Source organism: Enterobacter sp. PL1, from assembly GCF_945957325.1.
Taxonomy (GTDB): domain Bacteria; phylum Pseudomonadota; class Gammaproteobacteria; order Enterobacterales; family Enterobacteriaceae; genus Enterobacter; species Enterobacter roggenkampii.
The window spans coordinates 29,992-55,725 of the sequence record NZ_CAMFKT010000008.1 but is presented as its reverse complement, the minus strand read 5'-3'; the positions used below and the strand labels follow the sequence as shown (position 1 = coordinate 55,725).

General features: G+C 57.9%; 24 protein-coding genes. 4 read left to right on the top strand and 20 right to left on the bottom strand.

Annotated elements, in window-relative coordinates; genetic code table 11:
- Positions 1 to 14: 14 nt before the first annotated feature.
- From sseB to trmJ, 11 genes are all read right to left on the bottom strand, one after another.
- Positions 15 to 791 (bottom strand): enhanced serine sensitivity protein SseB, encoded by a 777-nt coding sequence (sseB, locus tag N6P30_RS09365; RefSeq protein ID WP_023294318.1) that lies wholly within the window; start codon positions 789 to 791, stop codon positions 15 to 17.
- Between the two features lie 96 nt (positions 792 to 887).
- The gene (pepB, locus tag N6P30_RS09360; RefSeq protein WP_021241865.1) at positions 888 to 2,174 is read right to left on the bottom strand and encodes an aminopeptidase PepB; all 1,287 of its coding nucleotides are present in this window, start codon (positions 2,172 to 2,174) and stop codon (positions 888 to 890) included.
- Positions 2,175 to 2,234: 60 nt separating this feature from the next.
- A complete protein-coding gene (gene iscX / locus N6P30_RS09355; RefSeq protein WP_003860650.1) occupies positions 2,235 to 2,435 on the bottom strand; it encodes a Fe-S cluster assembly protein IscX in 201 nt (66 codons plus the stop codon).
- Position 2,436: 1 nt separating this feature from the next.
- Positions 2,437 to 2,772, bottom strand: coding sequence for an ISC system 2Fe-2S type ferredoxin (gene fdx / locus N6P30_RS09350; RefSeq protein ID WP_003860652.1), 336 nt, complete (start codon positions 2,770 to 2,772; stop codon positions 2,437 to 2,439).
- A gap of 1 nt (position 2,773) precedes the next feature.
- On the bottom strand, positions 2,774 to 4,624 hold the full coding sequence (gene hscA / locus N6P30_RS09345; protein ID WP_023294319.1) for a Fe-S protein assembly chaperone HscA: 1,851 nt from the start codon (positions 4,622 to 4,624) through the stop codon (positions 2,774 to 2,776).
- Positions 4,625 to 4,638: 14 nt separating this feature from the next.
- Complete coding sequence (gene hscB / locus N6P30_RS09340) at positions 4,639 to 5,154, bottom strand: co-chaperone HscB (RefSeq protein WP_008502155.1); 516 nt, start codon at positions 5,152 to 5,154, stop codon at positions 4,639 to 4,641.
- A gap of 80 nt (positions 5,155 to 5,234) precedes the next feature.
- Positions 5,235 to 5,558 carry an iron-sulfur cluster assembly protein IscA gene (gene iscA / locus N6P30_RS09335; RefSeq protein WP_008502156.1) on the bottom strand — a complete coding sequence of 108 codons (324 nt, stop codon included), beginning with the start codon at positions 5,556 to 5,558 and terminating at the stop codon, positions 5,235 to 5,237.
- Positions 5,559 to 5,571: 13 nt separating this feature from the next.
- Positions 5,572 to 5,958, bottom strand: a complete 387-nt coding sequence (gene iscU, locus N6P30_RS09330) for a Fe-S cluster assembly scaffold IscU (protein ID WP_003860661.1) — start codon at positions 5,956 to 5,958, stop codon at positions 5,572 to 5,574.
- A gap of 24 nt (positions 5,959 to 5,982) precedes the next feature.
- Complete coding sequence (iscS, locus tag N6P30_RS09325; protein ID WP_008502157.1) at positions 5,983 to 7,197, bottom strand: cysteine desulfurase; 1,215 nt, start codon at positions 7,195 to 7,197, stop codon at positions 5,983 to 5,985.
- A gap of 119 nt (positions 7,198 to 7,316) precedes the next feature.
- Positions 7,317 to 7,808 (bottom strand): Fe-S cluster assembly transcriptional regulator IscR, encoded by a 492-nt coding sequence (iscR, locus tag N6P30_RS09320; RefSeq protein ID WP_008502158.1) that lies wholly within the window; start codon positions 7,806 to 7,808, stop codon positions 7,317 to 7,319.
- Between the two features lie 231 nt (positions 7,809 to 8,039).
- The gene (gene trmJ, locus N6P30_RS09315) at positions 8,040 to 8,765 is read right to left on the bottom strand and encodes a tRNA (cytosine(32)/uridine(32)-2'-O)-methyltransferase TrmJ (protein WP_008502159.1); all 726 of its coding nucleotides are present in this window, start codon (positions 8,763 to 8,765) and stop codon (positions 8,040 to 8,042) included.
- 131 nt (positions 8,766 to 8,896) lie between these two features.
- Between trmJ and suhB the strand changes: the two genes are divergently transcribed.
- Positions 8,897 to 9,700, top strand: a complete 804-nt coding sequence (suhB, locus tag N6P30_RS09310) for an inositol-1-monophosphatase (protein ID WP_003860668.1) — start codon at positions 8,897 to 8,899, stop codon at positions 9,698 to 9,700.
- 59 nt (positions 9,701 to 9,759) lie between these two features.
- Here the strand turns inward: suhB and N6P30_RS09305 are convergent, their stop codons facing one another.
- Both N6P30_RS09305 and N6P30_RS09300 read right to left on the bottom strand, forming a co-directional pair.
- Positions 9,760 to 10,740 (bottom strand): nickel/cobalt transporter, encoded by a 981-nt coding sequence (locus N6P30_RS09305; RefSeq protein ID WP_023294321.1) that lies wholly within the window; start codon positions 10,738 to 10,740, stop codon positions 9,760 to 9,762.
- Positions 10,731 to 11,369: a DUF1007 family protein gene (locus N6P30_RS09300; protein ID WP_023294322.1), complete on the bottom strand. Its 639-nt coding sequence runs from the start codon at positions 11,367 to 11,369 to the stop codon at positions 10,731 to 10,733. Before N6P30_RS09300 ends, N6P30_RS09305 begins: the two co-directional genes overlap by 10 nt.
- A gap of 125 nt (positions 11,370 to 11,494) precedes the next feature.
- On the opposite strand from N6P30_RS09300, the gene csiE reads away from it, so the two are divergent.
- Positions 11,495 to 12,772 carry a stationary phase inducible protein CsiE gene (gene csiE / locus N6P30_RS09295; protein WP_023294323.1) on the top strand — a complete coding sequence of 426 codons (1,278 nt, stop codon included), beginning with the start codon at positions 11,495 to 11,497 and terminating at the stop codon, positions 12,770 to 12,772.
- On the opposite strand, the gene N6P30_RS09290 is transcribed toward csiE, so the two are convergent.
- Positions 12,767 to 13,912, bottom strand: a complete 1,146-nt coding sequence (locus N6P30_RS09290) for a 3-phenylpropionate MFS transporter (protein ID WP_008502163.1) — start codon at positions 13,910 to 13,912, stop codon at positions 12,767 to 12,769. The two genes, csiE and N6P30_RS09290, sit on opposite strands and share 6 nt — an antisense overlap.
- A 173-nt stretch (positions 13,913 to 14,085) precedes the next feature.
- On the opposite strand from N6P30_RS09290, the gene N6P30_RS09285 reads away from it, so the two are divergent.
- Positions 14,086 to 14,508 carry a DoxX family protein gene (locus tag N6P30_RS09285; protein ID WP_008502164.1) on the top strand — a complete coding sequence of 141 codons (423 nt, stop codon included), beginning with the start codon at positions 14,086 to 14,088 and terminating at the stop codon, positions 14,506 to 14,508.
- A gap of 54 nt (positions 14,509 to 14,562) precedes the next feature.
- Here the strand turns inward: N6P30_RS09285 and glyA are convergent, their stop codons facing one another.
- Positions 14,563 to 15,816 carry a serine hydroxymethyltransferase gene (gene glyA, locus N6P30_RS09280; RefSeq protein ID WP_008502165.1) on the bottom strand — a complete coding sequence of 418 codons (1,254 nt, stop codon included), beginning with the start codon at positions 15,814 to 15,816 and terminating at the stop codon, positions 14,563 to 14,565.
- Positions 15,817 to 16,120: 304 nt separating this feature from the next.
- On the opposite strand from glyA, the gene hmpA reads away from it, so the two are divergent.
- Positions 16,121 to 17,311 (top strand): NO-inducible flavohemoprotein, encoded by a 1,191-nt coding sequence (gene hmpA / locus N6P30_RS09275; RefSeq protein WP_058673583.1) that lies wholly within the window; start codon positions 16,121 to 16,123, stop codon positions 17,309 to 17,311.
- Between the two features lie 80 nt (positions 17,312 to 17,391).
- On the opposite strand, the gene glnB is transcribed toward hmpA, so the two are convergent.
- The 5 genes from glnB to purL form a co-directional block, all read right to left on the bottom strand.
- Positions 17,392 to 17,730, bottom strand: a complete 339-nt coding sequence (glnB, locus tag N6P30_RS09270) for a nitrogen regulatory protein P-II (protein WP_003860685.1) — start codon at positions 17,728 to 17,730, stop codon at positions 17,392 to 17,394.
- A gap of 80 nt (positions 17,731 to 17,810) precedes the next feature.
- Positions 17,811 to 19,148, bottom strand: a complete 1,338-nt coding sequence (glrR, locus tag N6P30_RS09265) for a two-component system response regulator GlrR (protein ID WP_021241871.1) — start codon at positions 19,146 to 19,148, stop codon at positions 17,811 to 17,813.
- Positions 19,135 to 19,872: a two-component system QseEF-associated lipoprotein QseG gene (gene qseG, locus N6P30_RS09260; RefSeq protein WP_023294325.1), complete on the bottom strand. Its 738-nt coding sequence runs from the start codon at positions 19,870 to 19,872 to the stop codon at positions 19,135 to 19,137. The genes glrR and qseG overlap by 14 nt, the downstream gene beginning before the upstream one ends.
- 1 nt (position 19,873) lies before the next feature.
- Positions 19,874 to 21,301 carry a two component system sensor histidine kinase QseE/GlrK gene (gene qseE / locus N6P30_RS09255; protein ID WP_021241873.1) on the bottom strand — a complete coding sequence of 476 codons (1,428 nt, stop codon included), beginning with the start codon at positions 21,299 to 21,301 and terminating at the stop codon, positions 19,874 to 19,876.
- A gap of 532 nt (positions 21,302 to 21,833) precedes the next feature.
- Entirely contained in the window at positions 21,834 to 25,721 is a 3,888-nt protein-coding gene (gene purL / locus N6P30_RS09250; protein ID WP_023294327.1) for a phosphoribosylformylglycinamidine synthase, read from the bottom strand.
- Between the last annotated feature and the right edge of the window lie 13 nt (positions 25,722 to 25,734).

Below are 25,734 nucleotides of genomic sequence, written 5' to 3'. Positions count from 1 at the left end.
TCACCCCGCTGTCATCAGATAATGCGGTTGGTCTTGAGATCGCGCAGGAAGCCGCCCCAGCGACGCTCGTAGAACGGCGTAATGTGCTCGGTAATAAAGTGGCTGATGCCCTTCTCACCGTTTTTCACCTGGCAGATATCAATTGGTTCATCGCCCGGTAGCGTGTCGGTCGCCACGCTTCCCGCTGCCTGAACGATCTCGTCGAAATCGCCATCGGCTTCAATACCGATCAACAGCACCGGCTTTTCGTCCGCGCGCTCTTTAATGGTGCAGAGAAACGCGCGCCTGACGGGCTTGAGCGTTTTGAACAGCGTCGTCAGGGAATCAATCATCTGCGCGGGCGGCTCGGCCACTTCAGAGAGCAGCAGCGTTTCGCCCCCTTCCAGCACTTCCTGCGTGCTGAGCGGGTTGCCCTCTTCGCCAATCAGGTGGCTGATTTCACGTGGCGTAAACTCTTTCCCGGTCGGCAGCTTCGCGTTCAGGAACAGCGTCTGGCCGAGCGTCATTTCAAACAGGGTACGCACCGGCATCACCACGAACGCCTGTTCATCTTCTACCGCTTTCTGCAACGCTTCCAGCGAGGTGAAGAACGGGATCACCGACGTGCCGTCGTCTTTCTCCCAGTGCAGCAGATCCAGCGCGCTGTCTTCTACGACCTGTTCACCTTCAGCCGCAGTGCCCGGCACCCAGACGGTGGATTCCAGCAGCGTGCGGAAAAAGGCCGGACGGTGGGCGGGCTCGGTCGCCGCCTGCTCCAGCAGGGTTTCTAATTCGTTTTTGGTTTCTGACATAGTTTGGCTACTTCACACTTGCCCGGCGGCGCTACGCTTGCACGGGCCTACGGGTTTTGTAGGCCGGGTAAGCGTAGCGCCACCCGGCAAAAAAGATTACTCAGCCGTCAGCAGGTTCGCCACGGTACGCACGCCCAGACCAGTCGCGCCTGCGGACCACTGCTCAACCGCCGCTTTACGGTACGTCGCGGAGCAGTCGATGTGCAGCCAGCCCTCGTGGTAGTTCTCAACGAAGTGAGACAGGAAGCCTGCCGCCGTGCTTGCACCCGCCGGGTACGCCGCGCTGGCAGTGTTGTTCAGCTCGGCAAAGTTAGACGGCAGCTGGCTGCGGTGGAACTCGGCCAGCGGCAGGCGCCAGAACGGCTCGTTCTCTGCGGCAGCGCTGGCCAGCAGGCGTGCGGCCAGCTTGTCGTCAAAGCTGAACAGCGCGTGGTAGTCGTTACCCAGCGCGGTTTTCGCCGCACCGGTCAGAGTCGCCATGTCGATGATCAGCTCAGGCTTCTGGGCTGATGCGTCGATCAGGCCATCGGCCAGCACCAGACGGCCTTCGGCGTCAGTGTTCATCACCTCAACGTTTTTGCCGTTACGGTAGCGAATGATGTCGCCCAGCTTGAAGGCGTTACCGCTGACCATGTTGTCCGCGCAGCACAGGTACAGCTTCACGCGCTTTTTCAGACCGCGGGTGATGGCAAACGCCAGCGCACCGGTGATGGTGGCCGCGCCGCCCATGTCGGACTTCATGGAGTCCATGAACGCGCTCTGCTTCAGGCTGTAGCCGCCGGTGTCGAAGGTGATGCCTTTACCTACCAGGCAGGCAAAGACAGGGGCGTCTTTATCGCCGGTTGGGTTGTAGTCCAGCGCCAGCAGCACCGGAGGACGCTCGGAGCCGCGGCCCACGGTGTGGATACCCATGTAGTTCTGCTCGCGCAGGTCTTCTCCCTTGGTGATGCGGTAGGACATCTTGTCGCCCGCCACGCCGCACAGGAGATCAACGGCGCGCTGCGCCAGCTGCTCAGGGCCTAACTCTTCCGCCGGGGCGTTGATGGTGTCGCGCACCCAGTCGATAATTTTCAGGCGGCTTTCCAGCTCTTTCTGACCGGCTTCGTCGAGGTTCGCCCACTCAATTTTGCGGGTGCCTTTCGGCCCTTTATAGCCCGCCCAGAACGCCCAGCTGCGGTCGGTGTCCCACCCTTCGCCTTCCAGCGAGACATGCTTAATGCCCAGACCGTCAATTTTACGCGCGGCGCGCTGGATCAGGCCCAAATCATCATTGCCCGTCAGGTGCAGGGTAATACCGTCGTTATTAATGCTGTAGGTGGCTTTCTCGCCCCAGCGCGCGTCGGCAGGCTGATTCGAGAGCGTAATCTTCATCGCTTCGGTCATTTTATTTTTCCTTATTAGCAACTAGCAAACGGGCCGCCTGAAGGCAGCCCGTTTTGTTATTTATTCTGCTTCATCTAACCAGACTAACAGAATCGCCTCCAGAATTTTTTCATTGGATGCGTTTGGATCGTCGTCGAAATCCTCTAAATCGCAGATCCACTGGTGCATGTCGGTGAATCGTACGGTCTTCGGATCGAGATCCGGGTTCGCGTCGTAGAGCGCTTCGCCGATTTCACGGCTGTCTGTCCACTTCAGTCCCATATTAATGCTCGCGTGCGTGGTTGATGGTGTAGCGTGGGAACTCCACGACCAGATCTTCATCGGTCACCGCGGCCTGGCAGCTTAAGCGGCTGTCCGGCTCCAGACCCCATGCTTTATCCAGCATGTCGTCTTCGTCTTCGGTGCTCTCGGCAAGAGAGTCAAAACCTTCACGCACGATGCAGTGGCAGGTGGTGCAGGCACAGGATTTTTCACAGGCGTGTTCCACTTCGATACCTGCACGCAGGGCTACATCGAGAATGGTTTCGCCGGTCTTCGCTTCCAGAACAGCGCCATCCGGACAGAGGTCCGCATGAGGCAAAATTACAATCTTTGGCATATTAAACCTCGTCCACGGACTGGCCTTTCAGCGCGACGCGGACAGATTTGTCCATGCGGCGAGCAGCAAAGTCCTGGGTTTGTTTATCAACGTTTTTAATGGCTTCTTCTATTGCGTCAGCGTCATCGCCTACTGCGACAGCGCTTAAGCGCGCGGCAGCGTCGTCAATCACCTGGCGCTCAGCGGCGCTTAACAGCGCGGCATCGGCAGCGAGCGCGCCGTTCAGGCTCTCCAGCACGCGGGCGGCTTCAACTTTTTGTTCAGCCAGCATACGCGCCTTCACATCCTGCTCGGCGTAGCTCATTGAGTCCTGAATCATGGAGGCGATTTCGCCATCGGTCAGGCCGTAGGACGGCTTCACCTGAATAGACGACTCGACACCGGTCGATTTTTCCATCGCCGTGACGCTCAGCAGGCCGTCGGCATCCACCTGGAAGGTGACGCGAATATGCGCCCCGCCCGCCGGCAGCGCCGGGATTCCGCGCAGCGCAAAGCGCGCCAGAGAACGGCAGTCCTGCACCAGCTCGCGTTCGCCCTGCATCACGTGGATGGACATCGCGGTCTGGCCGTCTTTAAAGGTGGTGAACTCCTGCGCGCGCGCCACCGGAATGGTGGTGTTACGCGGGATCACTTTCTCCACCAGGCCGCCCATGGTTTCTAAACCCAGCGACAGCGGGATGACGTCCAGCAGCAGCATTTCGCTGTCCGGCTTGTTGCCAACCAGAATATCGGCCTGGATCGCGGCGCCCACGGCAACCACTTTGTCCGGGTCGATGGAGGTCAGCGGCGTGCGGCCAAAGAATTCACCCACGCGCTCGCGCACCAGCGGCACGCGGGTCGAACCGCCCACCATGACCACTTCCAGCACTTCGTTGGCCTCAACGCCGGCATCTTTCAATGCGCGACGGCAGGCCAGTAAGGTGCGTTTCACCAGCGGGGCAATCAGTTCGTTAAACTGGTCGCGGGTGATGTCACCCTGCCAGCCCGCAACATTGACGGTGACGCTCTGCGCATCGCTCAGGGCGATTTTAGCGTCGATGGCCGCATCCAGCAGTTCACGCTGTATGCGGGCATCGCTGCGATCGCTGATGCCCGCCTGCTCGCGGATGTAGTCCGCCAGCAGATGGTCGAAGTCATCGCCGCCCAGCGCGGAATCCCCGCCGGTCGCCAGCACTTCAAATACCCCGCGGCTCAGGCGCAGGATAGAGATATCAAATGTCCCGCCGCCGAGATCGTAAACCGCGATCACCCCTTCCTGACCGGAATCGAGGCCGTAGGCAATCGCCGCCGCCGTCGGTTCGTTCAGCAGACGCAGCACGTGCAGGCCCGCCAGACGCGCGGCGTCTTTGGTGCCCTGACGCTGTGCATCATCAAAGTAGGCAGGAACGGTGATCACCACGCCGTCCAGATCGCCGCCGAGCGTGACCGTAGCACGCTCCGCCAGCGCTTTGAGGATGTCAGCAGAAACACGAATCGGGTTCAGCAGACCGGCCGCGGTCGCAATCATCGGCAGGCCGTTTTCACTGGCCTGCAGCTGATACGGCAGATGCGGGTAGCGGGTCTGAATATCGGCCAGCGAGCGGCCCATCATGCGCTTGACGGAGCTGATGGTGTTTGCCGGATCGCGCGCGGCGTTAGCGCGGGCGTCATAGCCGACCGCGTGACCCTGCTGCTGGTAGTGGACCACGGAAGGCAGCAGATGGCGGCCCTGCTCGTCAGCCAGCGTTTCCGCCTGGCCGCTGCGCACGGTCGCCACGAGGGAATTGGTGGTACCCAGATCAATACCCACCGCCAGACGACGCTGGTGCGGTGCGGCACTTAAGCCAGGCTCACTAATTTGTAATAAGGCCATAATTGCTTCCGAAATTAAAAATCGAGCAGCTTTTCTTCGAGTTGTTCAGCACTGCTTCGCAGTTTATCGAGAAAACGGAGTTTGCGCACAGTATCTGCCGCCACGTCCCAGGTCTCGTTGTTCAGTTGCTCCACCATCTGCTGATGGCGGGTATCGAACATGCCCTTCACGCGCGTGATGAAGCTTTCCAGACGCGCTTCGTCTTTGGCCTGTTCAATCTCATCCAGCTCTTCGCGCAGCTCCAGCTGCTCCATCAGAAACGCCGTGTCGCGCACGGTGTGCTGTTCGCTCGCCAGATCAAAACCGTGGAGCGAGAGCAGATACTCAGCGCGCGCCAGCGGATGGCGCAACGTCTGCCAGGCCTGGTTGATCGTCGCGGATTGCGACACCGCAGCCAGCTGCTCTGCCTGAGTACCGCTCGCGAATTTGTCCGGATGGTACTGACGCTGCAGATCCTGAAAACGGATCGTCAGCGCCTGGAGATCGATCGGGTATTGCGCGGGTAGTCCGAAGAGAGTGAAGTAATCCATAACAATCTCAGGGGTAGCCTGTTAGAACAAACCCCACGCGTAGCGGGTAACGCCACGGTGGGGTTTCGGATGACGCGCGGTTAAACGTGGAAGCTTTCGCCGCAACCACACTCGTCTTTGACGTTCGGGTTCGTAAATTTGAACCCTTCGTTCAGGCCTTCTTTGACGAAGTCCAGCTGAGTGCCGTTGAGGAATTGCAGGCTTTTGCCATCGACCACCACCTTCACGCCCTTGTCTTCAAACACGATGTCGTCAGACGCCGGCTCGTCAACAAACTCCAGTACGTAAGCCATACCAGAACAGCCGGAGGTACGTACGCCCAGTCGCAGGCCAAAGCCTTTACCACGGTTCGCCAGAAAAGAGCTTACTCGCGCGGCAGCGCTGTCGCTAAGGGTAATCGACATACTCAAACCTCAATTATTTTGCTTCACGTTTGCTTTTGTAATCCGCAATGGCGGCTTTGATCGCGTCTTCTGCCAGAATTGAGCAGTGAATTTTCACCGGTGGCAGTTCGAGTTCTTCAGCAATATCCGTGTTCTTGATTGCCTGTGCTTCGTCCAGAGACTTGCCCTTCACCCATTCGGTGACGAGGGAGCTGGACGCGATAGCAGAACCGCAGCCGTAGGTCTTGAAGCGCGCGTCTTCAATGATACCTTCATTGTTGACTTTAATCTGCAACTTCATCACGTCGCCACACGCTGGCGCACCGACCATGCCGCTACCAACAGATTCGTCGCTGTTGTCAAAAGAGCCAACGTTGCGCGGGTTTTCGTAATGATCGATGACTTTTTCGCTGTATGCCATGATTGAATTCTCCTTATGTACCGATTAGTGATGTGACCATTCAATGCTGTTCAGATCCACGCCCTGTTTGAACATTTCCCACAGTGGAGAAAGGTCGCGCAGACGGCCAATGGAGTTGCGAACCAGCTTGATGGTGTAGTCAATCTCTTCTTCGGTAGTGAAACGACCTAAAGAGAAACGGATAGAGCTGTGTGCCAGCTCGTCAGTCATACCCAGCGCGCGCAGCACGTAGGATGGCTCAAGGCTTGCAGACGTACAGGCAGAACCGGAAGAAACCGCCAGGTCTTTCAGCGCCATTATCAACGACTCGCCTTCAACATAGTTGAAGCTGACGTTGAGGATGTTCGGTGCGCCCTGCTCGAGATCGCCGTTCAGATACACTTCTTCCATATCTTTCACGCCGTCCCACAGACGGTTACGCAGCGTGCGCAGGCGTGCCATCTCGGTTTCCATCTCTTCTTTTGCAATGCGGTAGGCTTCGCCCATGCCCACGATCTGGTGAACAGGCAGCGTACCGGAACGCATGCCGCGCTCGTGACCACCGCCGTGCATCTGTGCTTCGATGCGGATACGCGGTTTACGACGAACGTACAGCGCGCCGATGCCTTTCGGGCCATAGATTTTGTGGCCGGAGAAGGACATCAGGTCAACTTTCAGCTGGCTCAGGTCGATAGGCAGTTTGCCCACGCTCTGGGTCGCGTCCACGTGGTAGATGATACCGCGCGCGCGGCACATTTCGCCGATGGTCGCGATGTCTTGTACCACGCCGATTTCGTTGTTGACGTGCATGATGGAGACCAGAATGGTGTCATCACGCATGGCCGCTTCGAGCTCTTTCAGATCGATGATGCCGTTGCTCTGTGGCGCCAGATAGGTGACTTCGTACCCTTCACGCTCCAGCTGGCGGCAGGTGTCCAGCACGGCTTTGTGTTCGGTTTTGCTGGTGATGATGTGCTTGCCTTTTTTCTGATAAAAGTTGGCTGCACCTTTAATCGCCAGGTTGTCGGATTCGGTCGCACCGGAGGTGAAAACAATCTCACGCGGGTCGGCACCCACCAGGTCAGCAATCTGATTACGGGCGATATCAACCGCCTCTTCAGCATGCCAGCCAAAACGGTGTGAACGGGAAGCTGGGTTACCAAAGTTTCCGTCCAGGGTCAGACACTGCATCATTTTCTCGGCAACACGCGGGTCCACCGGCGTGGTTGCGGAGTAATCGAGATAAATCGGTAATTTCATTGCTCTTTAAACTCCGTACATCGCTTCAATGCAAGGAATCAGGCAACCGGCTGGATGTACGACCGAGTACACGGGGCGAGTCTACGCCCCGGCCTGATTCTGAAATACTTATCGTTTTATTACGCGCGTAATTTGACGTCGATAGCGTCCTGCGCGCGGGTGCTGCGTTGGGAATCATGGCTGTGCTGACGCCCCGAAACATCCAGAACTTCCTGGTTATTCACCAGCTCACCGAGGGTGATGTTGTTCAGGAAGCCGGTCAGACGGTCGCTCAGATCGCGCCACAGCGCGTGGGTCAGGCATTTATCGCCGCCCTGGCAGCCGCCTTTACCCTGGCAACGGGTCGCGTCAACGGATTCGTCAACGGCGCTGATCACTTCGCCAACTGCAATACTGCCCGCGTCTTTACCCAGCAGATAACCGCCGCCTGGGCCACGAACGCTGGAAACCAGTCCATTTTTACGCAGTCTGGAGAACAGCTGTTCCAGATAAGAGAGGGAGATCCCTTGTCGTTCAGAAATATCAGCCAACGGAACCGGGCCCGCTTCGGAGTTGAGCGCAACGTCCAGCATCGCGGTCACGGCATAACGCCCTTTAGATGTCAGTCTCATGTCTTACTTAACCTCAAACTCGCCCCTGCCCGGGGTTTTTTATTGTAAAATGGGGTATTGCATAGCAGGGCCAAGTCTGACATTCCTGACTAAAATGGTCAACTATTTACTTGACTGTTTTAGTCAGGTATTTAACCTTCTGTGCCGTTTTTTGTCGGGTGGCGCTTCGCGTACCCGACCTGCGGTTTTGTAGGCCGGATAAGCGAAGCGCCACCCGGCGAACAGACGACACTACTCTTTATTTTTCTGCTCAATCGACGCCAGGATCCCGCGCAGGATGTTCAGCTCCTGGCTTTCCGGACGCGCGCGGGTGAACAGACGGCGCAGCTTGTTCATCACCTGACCCGGGTGGCCTTCGCGGATAAAGCCGGTCGAGAGCAGCGTCTGCTCCAGGTGACCGTAGAAACGCTCAAGGTCGTCCACCAGCGGGTAAGCCGTCTCTTCTTTAGGCTCAACCTCTTTTTCCTGCGTTGCCAGCCACGCCATACGCACTTCATAGGCGATAACCTGCACCGCCATCGCCAGGTTCAGCGAGCTGTACTCCGGGTTTGCCGCAATCGCCACGTGATAATGACACTTCTGCAACTCGTCGTTGGTCAGGCCAACGCGCTCGCGGCCGAACACCAGCGCAACCGGTGCTTGTTCAGCCTCAGAGACACTTTTCAGGCCGCATTCACGCGGATCGAGCATTGGCCACGGCAGCGTGCGCGAACGCGCGCTGGTACCGACAACGAGGCTGCAGCCAGCCAGCGCTTCGTCAAGGGTATCGACGATCTGGGCGTTGCCGATCACGTCGCTGGCTCCGGCCGCCAGGGCGATGGCCTGCGAGTCTGGCTTCACCAGCGGGTTAACCAGCCACAGGTTCGTTAAGCCCATGGTTTTCATAGCGCGGGCAACGGAGCCCATGTTGCCGGTGTGCGATGTTTCGACCAGCACGATTCGAATGTTTTGCAGCATAATTTTTAATGTCTGGATTCAGTGTCTGAAGAATATTCGGGCATATTATCATAAACGGGAGACATAATCCGATCCCGCTGCTATACTCTGCGCCGATTTTCCTGTTCTTTAACATCCAGTGAGAGAGACCGATGCATCCGATGCTGACCATCGCCGTGCGCGCAGCGCGCAAGGCGGGTAATGTAATTGCCAAACACTACGAAACGCCAGACTCCGTAGAAACCAGCCAGAAAGGCAGCAATGATTTCGTGACGAACGTCGATAAAGCCGCAGAAGCGATTATTATCGAAACGATCCGCAAATCTTACCCACAGCACACCATCATCACCGAAGAAAGCGGTGAACATGAAGGTACCGATCAGGATGTTCAATGGGTTATCGATCCACTGGATGGCACCACCAACTTCGTCAAACGCCTGCCACACTTCTCTGTGTCTATCGCAGTACGCATTAAAGGCCGTACTGAAGTCGCCGTTGTGTACGATCCAATGCGTAACGAACTGTTCACCGCGACCCGCGGTCAGGGCGCGCAGCTGAACGGCTACCGTCTGCGCTGCAGCAACGCACGCGATCTGGACGGCACCATCCTGGCGACCGGTTTCCCGTTCAAGGCGAAACAGCACGCGACCACCTATATGAATATCCTCGGCAAACTGTTCACCGAATGCGCGGACTTCCGTCGCACCGGTTCTGCTGCGCTGGATCTGGCCTACGTTGCCACCGGCCGCGTTGACGGTTACTTCGAACTCTCACTGAAGCCATGGGATTTTGCAGCGGGCGAGCTGATCGCGCGTGAAGCAGGCGCCATTGTGTGTGACTTCACCGGCGGCCATAACTATATGTCTACCGGCAACATTGTTGCGGGTAACCCACGCGTTGTTAAAGCCATGCTGGCCAACATGCGTGATGAACTGAGCGATGCGCTGAAGCGTTAATCCAGTTTGTTAAGCCCGGTGGCGCTACGCTTACCGGGCCTACAAAATCCCTCAGTACGCTAGAAAGGCCGCAATCCCCTTCCCACCGGCACCGCGCTCATCCACATCGTCACCGCCGCCACCAGCAGAATCACTCCCCCCGCCAGCGCAAGCGTTGTCCACCCTATCTGTCGCCACAGCACCGGCGTTTTACTGCCGCTGAGTTTGACCGCCAGCTGACGGAAGCTGTGAACCAGCAGCGCTAAAGACGAAATGGTGAGAGAGGTTCCTGCCGCCATCGCCAGCGCCGAGAGCATTCCCCAGCCAAAGACACCTATTATCTTACTGAACAGCAGCACCATAATGGCACCCGAGCACGGGCGCATCCCCATCGAGAGAATAATCATCAGCCGGGCGCGCCAGTCGTCGCCGTTCTGTAATTGTTCCTGCGTGGGCAGATGCTGATGACCGCAGCCGCAGTATTCATCATGAACGTGGTGCGGCGTAAAGGATTTGAACGTGGGCTTTTTCAGCAGCGCGCGCAGTTTTTTCAGCGCCCGCCAGCAGAGGATCAGCCCCAGCACGCCCACCAGCGCATAGCTGCCCTTCTCCAGCCAGAAGCTGCTCATGTGCAGCTTGCGCGCCGGAAGCTGTAACAGCGAAAGCACCACCACGACCAGCGCAATCGCCACGCCGCCCTGAAGCAGCGAAGAGGCCAGCGTCAGGCCGATGCTCGATTTCAGCTTAGACGGATGGGTGGCAAGCCAGGTGGTGATGACGATTTTGCCGTGCCCCGGCCCCAGCGCGTGCAGAACGCCATAGACAAAACTGAACGCCAGCAGCGAGCCGCCCGCTTTGGCCGGGTTCTCGGCCACCGCCTTCAGCAGTCCGCTCATCTGCTGGTTGACCTCACGCTGCCAGATAATGCTTTTCATCATCACCTGCGGCCAGGCCTGCCACAGCCACAGCGCCCCGCAAACCGCGAACAGCAAAAAGAGCGCCAGCGGCCAGAGGTGTAGCCAGCGGCGAGACTTCCGAACTGGAGAGGAGATCACTGACATTGTAACGTCACCTCCTGCGCGAACTGTTTACCCAGCTCCATGTCCTCAGGCGGGGCATCTTCTTTATCCAGCGAGATCGCAAAGTTCAGCGTCTCTTCGCTGGGTTTCGGGGTGTGTACGCCAATTTTGCAGCTTTTTTGCAGCGCGTCCGGCAGCCGTACGTCGCTGTCTTTGTCATAGCGCATGTCGACATAGTAGGTAGGGTCAAAAGTGGAAAAGCGGTACGTTTGCCCCGCCAGCGGCTGAGGATGCGCCAGCGGAAGCACGAACGTCAGCACCGCCTGATGCCCGTCACGCGTCATCCCGTATTCCGTTGGACGGTTCTGAAATTTGACCTTTTGTCCGTTATGCCAGAATTCGGTGAAGTAGTGCTGGCCGAGCACGTTGGCCATTACTTCCGCCGCCAGTTTTTTCCAGATGTCGTCGCCGGGCTTCGCGTTTCCCGCATCATAGAGCAGGTCAGCCGAGGTGATTTCATCCATCGTCCAGCGCATTTTCAGGCCGCTCAGCTGCGTGCCGTCGGTGACCAGCTCGGTCTGGAGGCCAATAAAACTGTGAGGGTGGGCGCTGGCGGTGAAGGTGATAACCGCCAAAAATAACGCCATCGCACTTTGTTTAACTGTTTGCATCAATTCCTCACGTCAAAAATTCTGTGATGTTCCCCTGCAATCCTGAGTGAAAGGCCTGCCGGCGCGCTTTTCAGCGCTCATCCTTTAGCTATTCTTATCAAACATTCACACTGGATACCCGACAGATGATGACGACGCTTGAAATTCCATCTGTGCTTTCCAGTTCGCAGCGCCGCTGCCAGGTGCTTTTGATGCTTTACCTGCCCGATGCTGCCGTCACCGCACAGAGCATAATCGCTGCCAACGGCGTGGACGACGCGATGGCACGGCAAGATATAGCCGAGACGCGCGATGAAATCCAGCGCTATCACCGGCTGGATATCGTCACGCACCACGACGGCTGCTACCGGATTGAAGGCACAGCCCTGAATCAGCGTTTATGCCTGCTGCACTGGCTGCGTCGGGCGCTGCGGCTTTGTCCGCAGTTTGTCTCGCACCAGTTTACCCCCGCATTAAAAACCGCGCTTAAACAACTCGGCATCGCGCGCCCGCTTTACGACGATGCGAACCTGCGGGCGCTGATCGGCTTCTGCTCTCGCAAGCTGCAGCGCCAGTTTGAATGCCGCGATGTGCAGTTTTTACAGCTCTATCTGCAATATTGTCTTATTCAGCACCAGCTCGGGAATACGCCGCAGTTTTCGCATGCCCAGCGCAGCTGGACTCAGTCGCGGGGAGAGTATTTTACGGCGCAGGAGATTGTCCGCCACTGGAAGCGGCGCGTGCCGCAGGGCGCGCACGTGGATGAACAGCTGTTTCTGGCGCTGCTGTTTATGATGCTCCGCACGCCCGATCCGGTGCTCGATAAGCACCAGCAGGATCAGCGTCTACGCCGGGCCATCGTGCGCATGGTGGCCCGTTTTCGCTCGCAGACCGGAATGAACTTCAGCGATGAGCAGGGGCTGACCGATCAGCTGTATATCCATCTGGCTCAGGCGCTGGACCGTTCGCTGTTTGAGATCGGCATCGACAACAGCCTGCCGGAGGAGATCCATCGCCTTTATCCCCGGCTGTTACGTACCACGAAAGAGGCGCTGTTTGAGCTGGAGGCGGAATTCGGGCTGCGTTTTTCCGACGAAGAGATGAGCCTGGTGGCGGTAATTTTCGGTGCCTGGCTGATGCAGGAGACCGATCTGCATGAAAAACAGGTGATCCTGCTGACGGGAGACGATAAAGCCAGTGAGGAAAAGATCGAACAGCAGCTTCGCGAGCTGACGCTGCTGCCGCTCAACATTCGCTACCTGACGCTGCAGGCTTTTCAGAAAGAGGGAGCGCCGCGCGAAGCCGCGCTGGTAATCACCCCCTACCCTACGGCCCTGCCGCTGTTCTCGCCGCCGCTGATCCATGCCGTTGAGACACTGAACGCGCAGCAGCAAGAACATATTCGCGCCATGCTGGAATCATAGCGACGCGCGGGCGGCCACTTTAGGTCGAACAACAATGGCGGGCAAGGCGACGAGCGCCATCACCCAGAAGACGCCGTGCCCCAGGTGCTGGTAAAGGAACCCCGCAAACACCGTCATGATCGCAATACTGCCCCCCATTGCCACTGCCGAATAGACGGCCTGCAGGCGAATCACGTCCCCGCCCTCGCGCGCTGCAATATAGCGCATGGCCGCCAGATGGCACACGGTAAAGGTGCCGCAGTGAAGAATTTGCGCCACAATCAGCCACGGCAGATCGGTCGTCCAGCCCATAATCCCCCAGCGCGCCACGCCGCACACGGCGGAAAGCAGCAGCAGGTCACGCGCGCCAAAGCGACGGAACAGTTTTTTGCTCAGGGCAAAGATAATGACTTCGGCCACCACGCCCAGCGACCACAGATAGCCCACGGCGGAAGCGGAATATCCTGCGCCTTGCCAGTAGATGGCGCTGAAACCATAGTACGCCGCATGTGCCCCCTGAAGGAGGCATACGCACGCCAGAAAACGCCAGCTCTGTGCGACCAGGCTCCGCCAGGCGGGCCAGCCTGCGCTCTCCTGATGGCGGCTTTCCCCCTGCGGCATCACCGACGGTCGCAGCAACATACCCAGCAGCATCGAGGCAATACCGATGCTCAGCAGGGCAAGAATGGCGCGGTAATCGTAAAGGCTGACCAGTTTGCCCACCAGCGCCGAGCCAATCACAAAGGCGATAGAGCCCCACAGGCGCACGCGACCGTAGTCCATGGTGATCTGTTTCTGCCAGGTGTTCGCCAGGGCATCCGTCAGCGGCACCAGCGGTGAGAAGAACAGGTTAAAGCCGACCATCACCACCATCAGCCAGGCAAACTGGTGGCTGACCCAGAAGCAGGCCACAAAGACCAGGGTCAGCAGAGCCAGAATGCGTACGGCCTTGATCAGTAAGGAGGGATCGCTGACGCGCGGGGCGATCAGCAGGCTGCCGAGGAAACGCGCCACCAGCCCGGCCCCCAGCAGGACGCCGATGGTCTCAGGCGTCAGGCCGATACCCTTAAGCCAGACGCTCCAGAAAGGCAGAAAAATGCCGTAGCTAAAGAAATAGGTGAAATAACTGAGCGCCAGCCAGCGCGTGGAATGCAAGACCATGAATCCCTCCCGAAATCGAGGCCATAGTCTGGCGAGAATATAAAAATTAAGCAAGTAGATAGCCTGCTATAAATTAACGAAAAATTAACATCTTGTGCAGTCGTCTGGCTTATGGCAGGGAATGAAAATGTGTATTACGTTTAAATTACTCCACTTGCAGAGGTATTTCTGCCATGAACTCACTACGTTATCTCGATTTTGGTCAGTCGCGTCATCTGCTGCTGCTCATTGGCCGCATCGCGCTTGTCGTGCTGTTTATTATCTTTGGTTACCCGAAACTGACGGGGTTTAGCGGTACCGTACAGTATATGACCTCGCTGGGTACGCCGATGCCCATGCTGGCGGCCATTATTGCGGTGGTGATGGAAGTGCCTGCTGCGATCCTGATCGTACTGGGCTTTTTCACCCGCCCTCTCGCGGTACTGTTTGTGTTCTACACCCTCGGAACGGCGGTGATTGGGCATCACTACTGGGATATGACCGGTGATGCAGTCGTACCGAATATGATTAACTTCTACAAAAACGTCAGTATTGCTGGCGCCTTTATTTTGCTGGCGATTGTCGGACCTGGCGCCATCTCCCTGGACCGGCGTTAAGCCATAAAAAAAGGCCGCATGCGCGGCCTTTTTTATTTCTGCAAAGCAGAGGAATTATGCGTAGACCGGGAAGCGTGCGCAGATATCCAGAACTTTACCTTTAACGCGCTCGATAACCGCTTCGTCATTGATGTTGTCCAGAACGTCACACATCCAGCCCGCCAGCTCTTTCACTTCCGCTTCTTTAAATCCGCGGCGAGTCACGGCCGGAGAACCGATACGGATGCCGGACGTCACAAACGGGCTCTTCGGATCGTTTGGCACGCTGTTTTTGTTCACGGTGATGTTGGCGCGGCCCAGGGCAGCGTCAGCTTCTTTACCGGTCAGGTTCTTATCAACCAGATCCAGCAGGAACAGGTGGTTTTCAGTCCCGCCGGATACCACTTTGTAGCCACGGTTCAGGAACACTTCCACCATCGCTTTGGCGTTCTTAGCAACCTGCTGCTGGTAAACCTTGAACTCTGGCTCCATCGCTTCTTTCAGCGCGACCGCTTTTGCCGCGATAACGTGCATCAGCGGGCCGCCCTGCGCGCTTGGGAACACCGCGGAGTTCAGTTTTTTATACAGCTCTTCGTCACCGCCCTTCGCCAGGATCAGGCCACCGCGTGGACCCGCCAGGGTTTTGTGGGTGGTGGTGGTCACAACGTGAGCGTGTGGAACCGGGTTCGGGTAAACGCCTGCGGCAATCAGACCCGCAACGTGCGCCATGTCGACGAACAGGTACGCGCCGATGCTGTCTGCGATTTCGCGCATTTTTGCCCAGTCAACGATACCAGAGTAAGCAGAGAAGCCACCGATGATCATCTTCGGCTTGTGCTCTTTAGCCTGCTTCGCCATGTCTTCGTAGTCAATTTTACCGGACTCATCAATACCGTAAGGGATGATGTTGTACAGTTTGCCGGAGAAGTTAACCGGGGAGCCGTGAGTCAGGTGGCCGCCCTGCGCCAGGTTCATACCCAGAACGGTATCGCCCGGCTGCAGCAGCGCGGTGTAGACCGCGAAGTTAGCCTGGGAGCCAGAGTGCGGCTGGACGTTTGCATAGTCAGCGCCAAAAAGTTCTTTCGCACGATCGATAGCCAGCTGCTCAACGATATCAACGTACTCGCAACCGCCGTAATAGCGTTTGCCCGGGTAACCTTCAGCGTATTTGTTGGTCAGCTGAGAACCCTGCGCCTGCATCACGCGCGGGCTGGTGTAGTTTTCGGAGGCGATCAGTTCGATGTGCTCTTCCTGACGTACTTTTTCCTGCTCCATAGCCTGCCACAGTTCGGCATCATAATCGGCAATGTTCATTTCACGCTTTAACATCCGCATCTCCTGACTCAGCTAACAAGTAAATTTTGGCCTGAAAAGGCAGTCCTGTTGGACGACGGGCAACAGTATAACTGATTAGTTCTGTGATAACAGGTCTTGACAAACGATTTTACGCAAACGTTTTCCTACCCGCCACGCAAGGGTTTGAGGAATAAAGCGCTCGCCCTTTCCAGCGGATTTCTTTTCAGGTTTGTGATGCATATTTTTCATCTTGCAAAGAACCATTTACAACGCAGGGGTATTTTTTATAAGATGCATCTAAAATACATCATTAAAATGACATCAGAAGGACGCGCTCATGCTCGACGCTCAAACCATCGCTACCGTAAAAGCCACTATTCCCCTGCTGGTGGAAACCGGCCCTAAACTCACCGCCCATTTCTACGATCGCATGTTCACGCACAACCCGGAGCTCAAAGAGATTTTCAACATGAGCAACCAGCGTAACGGCGATCAGCGTGAAGCGCTGTTCAACGCCATCGCGGCTTACGCCAGCAATATTGAAAACCTGGCTGCGCTGCTGCCCGCGGTGGAAAAAATCGCGCAGAAACATACCAGCTTCCAGATCCAACCCGAGCAGTACAACATCGTCGGCACTCACCTGCTGGCGACGCTGGACGAAATGTTCAGCCCAGGTCAGGAGGTGCTGGACGCGTGGGGTAAAGCCTACGGGGTGCTGGCAAACGTGTTTATCAACCGTGAAGCACAGATTTACAGCGAAAACGCCAGCAAGAACGGCGGCTGGGAAGGCACCCGCGCGTTCCGCATCGTTGAGAAAACCCCGCGCAGCGCGTTAATCACCAGCTTCGAGTTTGAGCCGGTGGACGGTAAACCGGTGGCCGATTACCAGCCAGGACAGTATCTGGGCGTGTGGCTGAAGCCTGAAGGTTTCCCGCATCAGGAGATCCGCCAGTATTCTCTTACCCGCAAGCCAAACGGCAAAGCCTACCGCATTGCGGTGAAGCGTGAGGACGGCGGTCAGGTTTCCAGCTGGCTGCACAACGAAGCTAACGTGGGCGACGTGGTCCATCTGGCCGCGCCAGCGGGCGACTTCTTCATGGCCGTTGAAGCGAATACCCCGGTGACGCTGATCTCTGCGGGCGTCGGCCAGACGCCAATGCTGGCGATGCTCGATACGCTGGCAAAATCACACCACGGTGCGCAGGTTAACTGGTTCCATGCCGCCGAAAACGGCGACGTGCACGCCTTTGCGGATGAGGTGAAAACGCTCGGAGCCTCCCTGCCGCGTTTCACCGCGCATACCTGGTATCGTCTGCCGACGGAAGCAGACCGCGTAGCCGCACGGTTTGACAGCGAAGGTCTGATGAATTTAAGCCAGATGGAAGGGGCGTTTAGCGCGCCGGACATGCAGTTCTACGTCTGCGGGCCGGTGGCGTTTATGCAGTATGCCGCGAAGCAGCTGGTGGGGCTGGGTGTGAACAAAGACAGCATTCATTACGAGTGCTTCGGCCCGCATAAGGTGCTGTAATCGCCCGGCGGCGCTTCGCTTGCGCGGGCCTACGAAGAGTTTTGTAGGCCGGGTAAGCGCAGCGCCACCCGGCAAGAACGTTAAATCGCCGCGTCGTCTTCTTCGCCGGTACGGATACGAATCACGCGCGCCACGTCAAAGACGAAGATTTTACCGTCTCCGATTTTGCCGGTCTGCGCCGTGCGGATAATGGTGTCCACACAGGTGTCGACGATATCGTCGCTGACCACGATTTCAATTTTCACTTTCGGCAGAAAGTCCACCATGTACTCTGCGCCACGGTAAAGCTCGGTGTGACCTTTCTGACGACCAAAACCTTTCACTTCCGTCACGGTCATCCCGGTGATGCCGACTTCCGCCAGCGCTTCACGCACATCATCCAGTTTGAAAGGTTTAATAATCGCATCAATCTTTTTCATGGTGGGTCCTTAAACTCTTGCCTGTAAGCTGCCTCGTAATCGATTGCTCACAGTACCATATTCAGGCAAATTTTGCGGTACTACTCTTTAAAATCGTTTGCTTCGAGCTCGTGGCGCGAGAGCAGCTTATAAAACTCGGTGCGGTTGCGTCCGGCCATGCGCGCCGCGTGGGTCACGTTGCCTTTGGTGATCTGCAATAGCTTGCGCAGATAGTTCAGCTCGAACTGATTCCGCGCTTCGGCAAACGTCGGCAGCGCCGTGTTTTCCCCTTCCAGCGCCTGCTCCACCAGCGCGTCGCTGATGACCGGTGAGGAGGTCAGCGCCACGCACTGCTCAATCACGTTGACCAGTTGTCGGACGTTACCCGGCCAGCTTGCGGCCATCAGCCGCTTCATCGCATCGGTGGAAAACGCGCGCACGAACGGTTTATGGCGATCGGCCGCCTGGCGTAAAAGATGGTTCGCCAGCAGCGGGATGTCTTCCGCACGTTCGGCCAGCGCCGGGATCTTCAGGTTGACCACGTTCAGGCGGTAGTAGAGATCTTCGCGGAACTCGTTGCGGGCCATCACTTTTGGCAGATCGCGGTGGGTAGCGGAGATAATTCGCACGTTAATATCGATATCGCGGTTGCTGCCCAGCGGGCGCACTTTGCGCTCCTGCAGCACGCGCAGCAGCTTGACCTGCAGCGGCGCGGGCATGTCGCCAATTTCGTCCAGGAACAGCGTGCCGCCTTCCGCCGCCTGGAATAGCCCTTCACGGCTGCTTACCGCACCGGTGAATGCGCCGCGGGCATGACCAAACAGTTCGGATTCAAGCAGCTGCTCCGGGAGCGCGCCGCAGTTAATCGCAATAAAGGCGTTCTTGCTGCGCGGGCTGGCGTTATGAATTGCCTGCGCGAGGATCTCTTTCCCGGTTCCGCTCTGGCCGTTGATGAGCACGCTGACGTCCGACTGCGCCACCATCCTCGCCTGTTCCAGCAGACGCAGCATCACGGGGCTGCGCGTGACGATAGATTCCCGCCAGGCTTCATCCCCCGCCGGAGCGGCATGTTCCAGCGCGCTGTCGATAGCCTTATACAGTGCGTCTTTGTCCACCGGCTTGGTCAGGAAGCTGAACACCCCCTGCTGCGTCGCGGCAACCGCATCCGGGATCGACCCGTGCGCGGTCAGGATAATCACGGGCATACCCGGCTGCTGCTTCTGGATCTCCGCGAACAGCTGCAGGCCGTCCATTTCATCCATCCGCAGGTCGCTTATCACCAGATCGATTTTCTCGCGGCTGAGAATTTTCAGCCCCTCCAGCCCGCTTTCCGCGGTCACGACGCTATAGCCTTCACTCACCAGACGCATTCCCAGCAGCTTTAACAGCCCGGGATCGTCATCCACCAGTAAGAGATGGGCTGGTTTACGGCTCGTCATGCTTCACATCCTCTTGTTTCGGCGTATCGCTGTCCGGCGCAGCGGATGAACTCCCCGGCTGATATTTACGCGACGAGAGCTGTCTTTCGATATCGGTCAGGTTCTCCAGCTTGCGCGTCGTGGTATCCAGCTGGGTACGTAAATGTTGCTGCTGTTGACGCAGCGTATCCAGCTCGCTGTCGGTTGACTGTTGCAGCTTGCTGTAGCGGGAGCGCTCTTCAGAAAGCTGAAGCTGTAGCGTCTGTCCCTCGCGCCAGAGCTGGTATACCGGGCGGATCTGTACCGGAAGATTGACGACAAAGGTGTCCAGCCGGGTCACGTTGGCGCGGCGTTCGACGGGGGTGATTTTCGCATCTGCGAGTAAAATCCCACGCTTGAAGGCGTCCTGCCAGGTGTCATCATCCAGCATCGCCGCTTTCGCGCGGGCGTCGACCGGCGCCAGACGCTGCGAGCAATCTATCCCGCGCAGCCAGAACAGCGGGTTAGTTTCGACGTCATGGCCTGAGAGGTTCCAGATGTCGTCACAGCGGGTTGAGAGGAAATCAGCCAGCTGGTTATCGGGCCATTTATCTTCTTGTTTATCGCTAATCGCACTTTGCGGCACATGGGAAACACACCCTGCCAGAAATAAACAGGGCAGGCTCAGGCGAAGCGTGCTGCGGGAAAACACCGCGCGTACGGCGCGGGAAAAGACGTGTGACATACTCACCAGACATAGATTCATTTTATTGATTTTTCCGGCTCAGGGGCAGTTCAATACGGAAGCAAACATCCGAACGTTCGTCCGTGGCGATGTTAAGCTCACCCTGCATGCGTCGTATGCAGTCCCGGGCGATGCTTAAGCCCAGACCACTGCCTTTCACCGCACCTTTCCGCTGATGACTCCCCTGGAAAAAGGGCTCGAAGATCATGGTTTTTTCGTCATCGGGGATCGGGGTGCCGGTGTTAGCGACGTCTATAAACACCCGGGAACCCTTCGTATAGCTTCGGATATAAATGTTACCGGATTCAGTACCATAGTGCACCGCATTGGAATAAAGATTATCCAGCACGCTCATTAGCAGCATGGGTTCAGCAAGACAGGTCGGCGCATTCAGCTCTACACCGGTATGCATCATTTTAGCTCTTGCTGGCAGGCTATGGGCGGAGATCACCATATCCACCAGCGGTTCAATGTCGACGTTTTCCAGTACGACCGCTCCGTCAGCCAGCTTGCGGTTGTAATCCAGCAGCTGCTCAATCAGCTTCTGCAGATTGCGGCTGCTGTTATCCAGGATCTCGACAATTTCTTTCTGTTCGGGCGTAAGCGGCCCAGCCACTTCGTCCGCCAGCAGCTCCGTCCCTTCGCGCATGCTGGCCAGCGGCGTTTTAAGCTCATGGGAGATATGGCGCAGGAACTGATGACGCTGTGATTCAAGCCACGCCAGGCGCTCGGACAGCCAGATGATACGCTGACCGACGGAACGCAATTCGCGGGGACCTTTAAAAGCGACCGTATCCCCGAGCGATTTCCCCTCCCCCAGGCGGTTGATCATCCGCTGGATACCCTTCACCGGGCCGATGATCATGCGGGTAAAGAGCAGCACCAGCCCGAGGCTCACAAGGAACAGCACCAGCGCCTGCCAGCCGAAGAACTGGCCGCGCTCGGCAATCTCCTGCTGAAGCTGCTGGCCACGAGAGAAAATTACCGTGCGGGTTGACTGCACCATCTCGGTATTGGCGTTGGCGAAGGCTTCCAGGCGCGCGGCGGCGGCGGCATCGGGTCCACTGTTGTGGCACTGCAGCTGCGCAAGATCGTTCAGATCCTGACGTAACGCCTGATACAGTTTGTCGTCAGGCAGTACCCCCGCGTGAGCGTCCAGCATTTCGCTGTAGCGCTTGCGCTGGCTCTGATAAACCTTTTCCAGCGTGCGATCGTCAAGCACGCAGTACTGACGATAGCTACGCTCCATCTCAAGCGCGGCGTTGGTCATGGCTTCACTGCGTCTTGCGTCAATAAGCGTCGTGCGGTTCGTCAGTGCCGCCTGGGCACTCAACGCGTTCAGGCTTTGCCAGGCCTGCCAGGCAAGGATCAGCAACGGCAGCAGGATCAGCAGAAAGGCCATCATGACGAGCTGTCGCAGGGAACGGGGAAAAACGGGCCAGCGTTTCAACGCATTACTCTCTTAATGGGGATATACGCAGAGCGTAACTGAGTCTGCCCTTTAGATACAACAAAGCCGGGTAAAAACCCGACTTTGTCATTGAATGAGGCGGTGCCTAACTCGACGTTTCGCCCTGGCCTGATAAAGCATCGCTATGATCAGTAGTTGGACGGCAGGCACCTTTTTGTGCGTCATTCGAAGTTTATGTAGCACGTCCCGAAGGGGCTGACATAAGAAGGTGAATGAGCCACTGGTTAATATTATGCAACACCCATGCCAAAATGCAAAACAAAATATTAACACATTGAAATGTATGCTTTTTATTCGCTTAACCCGTTCATTATCGGTTGAATGATTTCCAGGCTAAGTGTCGCTGTTCAGCAACACCTTAACGGGAATCTTTTCTGCCACATATAAATCAATAGGTTAAATGTCTCCTTTTGGAGACACCCAAACCAGAGGGTTGTCGCGATTTTGCGACAGAGACAAAAAAGCCCGGTGGCGCTCGCGCCTACCGGGCCTACAGTCAGGATGCTGAAACTTAACCCAGCTGTTTACGGGCGTTGCGGAAGATGCGCATCCACGGGCTGTCCTCGCCCCAGTTTTCCGGGTGCCAGGAGTTGCTCACGGTGCGGAACACGCGTTCCGGATGCGGCATCATGATGGTTGCACGACCGCTTTCGCTGGTTACCGCGGTAATACCGTTCACCGAACCGTTCGGGTTAGCCGGATAGGTTTCTGTCACCTTGCCGAAGTTATCGACAAAGCGCAGCGCCACCAGACCTTTGCTCTCCAGCTGAGCCAGATGCGCAGCATCACGCACCTCTACCTGACCTTCACCGTGGGAAACGGCGATTGGCATCTGTGAACCGACCATACCCTGCAGCAGCAGAGACGGGCTCTGGGTCACTTCCACCAGGCTGAAGCGTGCTTCGAAGCGGTCAGACTGGTTACGCACAAAGCGCGGCCAGGCTTCGCTGCCCGGGATCAGCTCGCGCAGGTTAGACATCATCTGGCAGCCGTTACACACGCCCAGCGCCAGCGTCTGCGGACGGTGGAAGAAGGTTTCGAACTCGTCGCGCACGCGGCTGTTGAACAGAATGGACTTCGCCCAGCCTTCGCCCGCGCCCAGCACGTCGCCGTATGAGAAGCCACCGCACGCCACCAGCGCCTGGAAATCTTCCAGACCGGTACGTCCGGCCAGCAGATCGCTCATGTGGACGTCGATAGCGTCAAAGCCCGCGCGGTGGAAGGCAGCCGCCATCTCAACGTGGGAGTTAACGCCCTGCTCGCGCAGCACGGCCACTTTCGGACGCGCACCGGTCGCAATGTACGGCGCAGCGATGTCTTCGTTGATGTCGAAGGAGAGCTTCACGTTCAGGCCTGGATCCTGGTCATTGGCCTTCGCGTTGTGCTCCTGATCGGCACATTCCGGGTTATCACGCAGGCGCTGCATCTGCCAGGTGGTTTCCGCCCACCACATGCGCAGCGTGGTGCGGCTTTCGCTGAACACGGCGTGACCGTCAGCTTCAATGACGAAGCGGTCGCCCTGAACGGCTTTACCCAGATAGTGTACGCAGTCAGCCAGGCCATGCTGCGCCAGAATCGCTTCAACCGCATCGCGATCCGCCGCACGCACCTGAATCACGGCGCCCAGCTCTTCGTTGAACAGCGCCGCCAGACGGTCTTCGCCAAGCGTCGCAATGTTCGCTTCCACGCCACAGTGGCCGGTGAAGGCCATCTCTGCCAGGGTCACCAGCAGGCCGCCGTCGGAACGGTCGTGGTAGGCCAGCAGCTTACGCTGCGCCACCAGCGCCTGAATCGCGTCGTAGAAGCCTTTCAGCTGCGCCACGTCGCGCACGTCGGCTGGCTTATCGCCGAGCTGACGGTAAACCTGCGCCAGCGCGGTGGCGCCCAGCGCGTTGTGGCCTTTACCCAGGTCTATCAGCAGCAGGGCGTTATCTTCGGTCACCAGCTGCGGCGTAACGGTGTGACGCACGTCTTCCACGCGGGCAAACGCGGTGATCACCAGCGACAGCGGAGAGGTCATCTCGCGCTGCTCGTTACCTTCCTGCCAGCGGGTTTTCATCGACATAGAGTCTTTGCCCACCGGAATGGTCAGGCCGAGGGCAGGACACAGCTCCTCGCCCACCGCCTTCACGGCTTCATACAGGCCCGCGTCTTCGCCTGGGTGACCGGCAGCGGCCATCCAGTTGGCGGAGAGCTTAATACGTTTGATGTCGCCAATCTGCGTCGCGGCGATGTTGGTCAGCGCTTCACCGACGGCCAGACGGGCAGAGGCCGCGAAGTCCAGCAGCGCGACCGGGGTGCGCTCACCCAGCGCCATCGCTTCGCCGTAGTAGCTGTCGAGGCTCGCGGTGGTCACGGCGCAGTTCGCCACCGGGATCTGCCACGGGCCGACCATCTGGTCACGGGATACCATACCGGTCACGGTACGGTCGCCGATGGTCACCAGGAAGGTTTTCTCAGCAACAGCTGGCAGGTGCAGCACGCGATTAACGGCTTCAGCTACGGTAATGCCCTGGCGATCCAGCGCTTTGCCCGCCGCTTTACGGGTCTGCACGTCGCGGGTCATCTTCGGCGTTTTTCCGAGCAGGACGTCGAGCGGCAGATCGATCGGCTGGTTGTCGAAATGGGTGTCGCTCAGAGTCAGGTGCTGCTCTTCGGTCGCTTCACCGATGACGGCATACGGCGCGCGCTCGCGGCGGCACAGCTCGTCAAACAGCGGCAGCTGATCCGCCGCAACGGCCAGCACGTAGCGCTCCTGGGATTCGTTACACCAGATCTCCAGCGGGCTCATGCCAGGCTCATCGCTCAGGATGTCGCGCAGATTGAAACGGCCACCGCGGCCGCCGTCGCTCACCAGTTCCGGCATGGCGTTGGACAGACCGCCCGCGCCCACGTCGTGGATAAAGAGGATCGGGTTAGCATCGCCCAGCTGCCAGCAGCGGTCGATCACTTCCTGGCAGCGACGCTCCATCTCCGGGTTGTCACGCTGCACGGACGCGAAGTCGAGATCCGCATCAGACTGGCCTGAGGCCATCGAAGAGGCCGCACCGCCGCCCAGACCGATGTTCATCGCCGGGCCGCCGAGCACGATCAGCTTCGCGCCGACGACGATCTCGCCTTTCTGCACGTGATCGGCACGGATGTTGCCGATCCCGCCCGCCAGCATGATCGGTTTGTGGTAGCCGCGCAGCTCTTCGCCGTTGTGGCTGTCCACTTTCTCTTCATAGGTACGGAAGTAACCGTTCAGCGCCGGACGACCAAATTCGTTGTTAAACGCCGCGCCGCCCAGCGGGCCTTCGGTCATGATATCCAGCGCGGTCACAATGCGCTCTGGCTTGCCGAAATCTTCTTCCCACGGCTGTTCAAAGCCCGGGATACGCAGGTTGGAGACGGAGAAACCGACCAGACCCGCTTTGGGTTTTGCACCACGACCGGTCGCCCCTTCGTCACGGATTTCACCGCCGGAGCCGGTCGCCGCACCCGGCCACGGGGAGATCGCCGTCGGGTGGTTGTGGGTTTCAACCTTCATCAGGATATGCGCGGGCTCCTGATGGAAGTCATAGCGCCCTGCTTCGCGATCGGCGAAGAAGCGGCCCACCTCGGAACCTTCCATCACCGCGGCGTTGTCTTTATAGGCAGACAGCACGTGGTCAGGCGTTTGTTCCATGGTGTTTTTGATCATTTTGAACAGCGACTTTGGCTGCTGTTCGCCGTCAATAATCCAGTCGGCATTGAAAATCTTGTGGCGGCAGTGCTCCGAGTTCGCCTGCGCGAACATGTAGAGTTCAATGTCGTTCGGGTTGCGGTTGAGCTTAACGAACGCATCCTGCAGGTAGTCGATTTCGTCTTCTGCCAGCGCCAGGCCGAGACGCAGGTTGGCGTCAATCAGCGCCTGACGGCCCTGTCCCAGCAGGTCCACGCTCTGTACCGGCGCAGGCTGATGGTGGGAGAAAAGCTTCTGCGCGTCATCAAGAGAGGCAAATACGCTCTCCATCATGCGGTCGTGCAGTTCAGCCGCAACCGCCTGCCACTGCGCGTCGCTCAGGGTAGAGGCTTCCACGTAGTACGCCACGCCGCGCTCCAGACGGTTAATCTGGCTCAGGCCACAGTTGTGGGCGATGTCGGTGGCTTTGGAAGACCAGGGGGAGATGGTGCCCGGACGCGGCGTCGCAAGGATCAGTTTGCCGGTTGGCGTATGGCTGCTGAGGCTTGGGCCATACTTGAGCAGGCGTTCCAGCTGTACGCGCTCCTCTGCATTCAGGGGGGCATTCAGGTCAGCAAAATGGACATACTCAGCGTAAATATTGCTTACCGGAAGGTCGGCCGCCTGAAAACGTGCCAGCAGTTTGGTAATACGGAAGGCAGACAGTGCAGGCGAACCACGCAGAATTTCCATCATAAGTCTCTCGTCT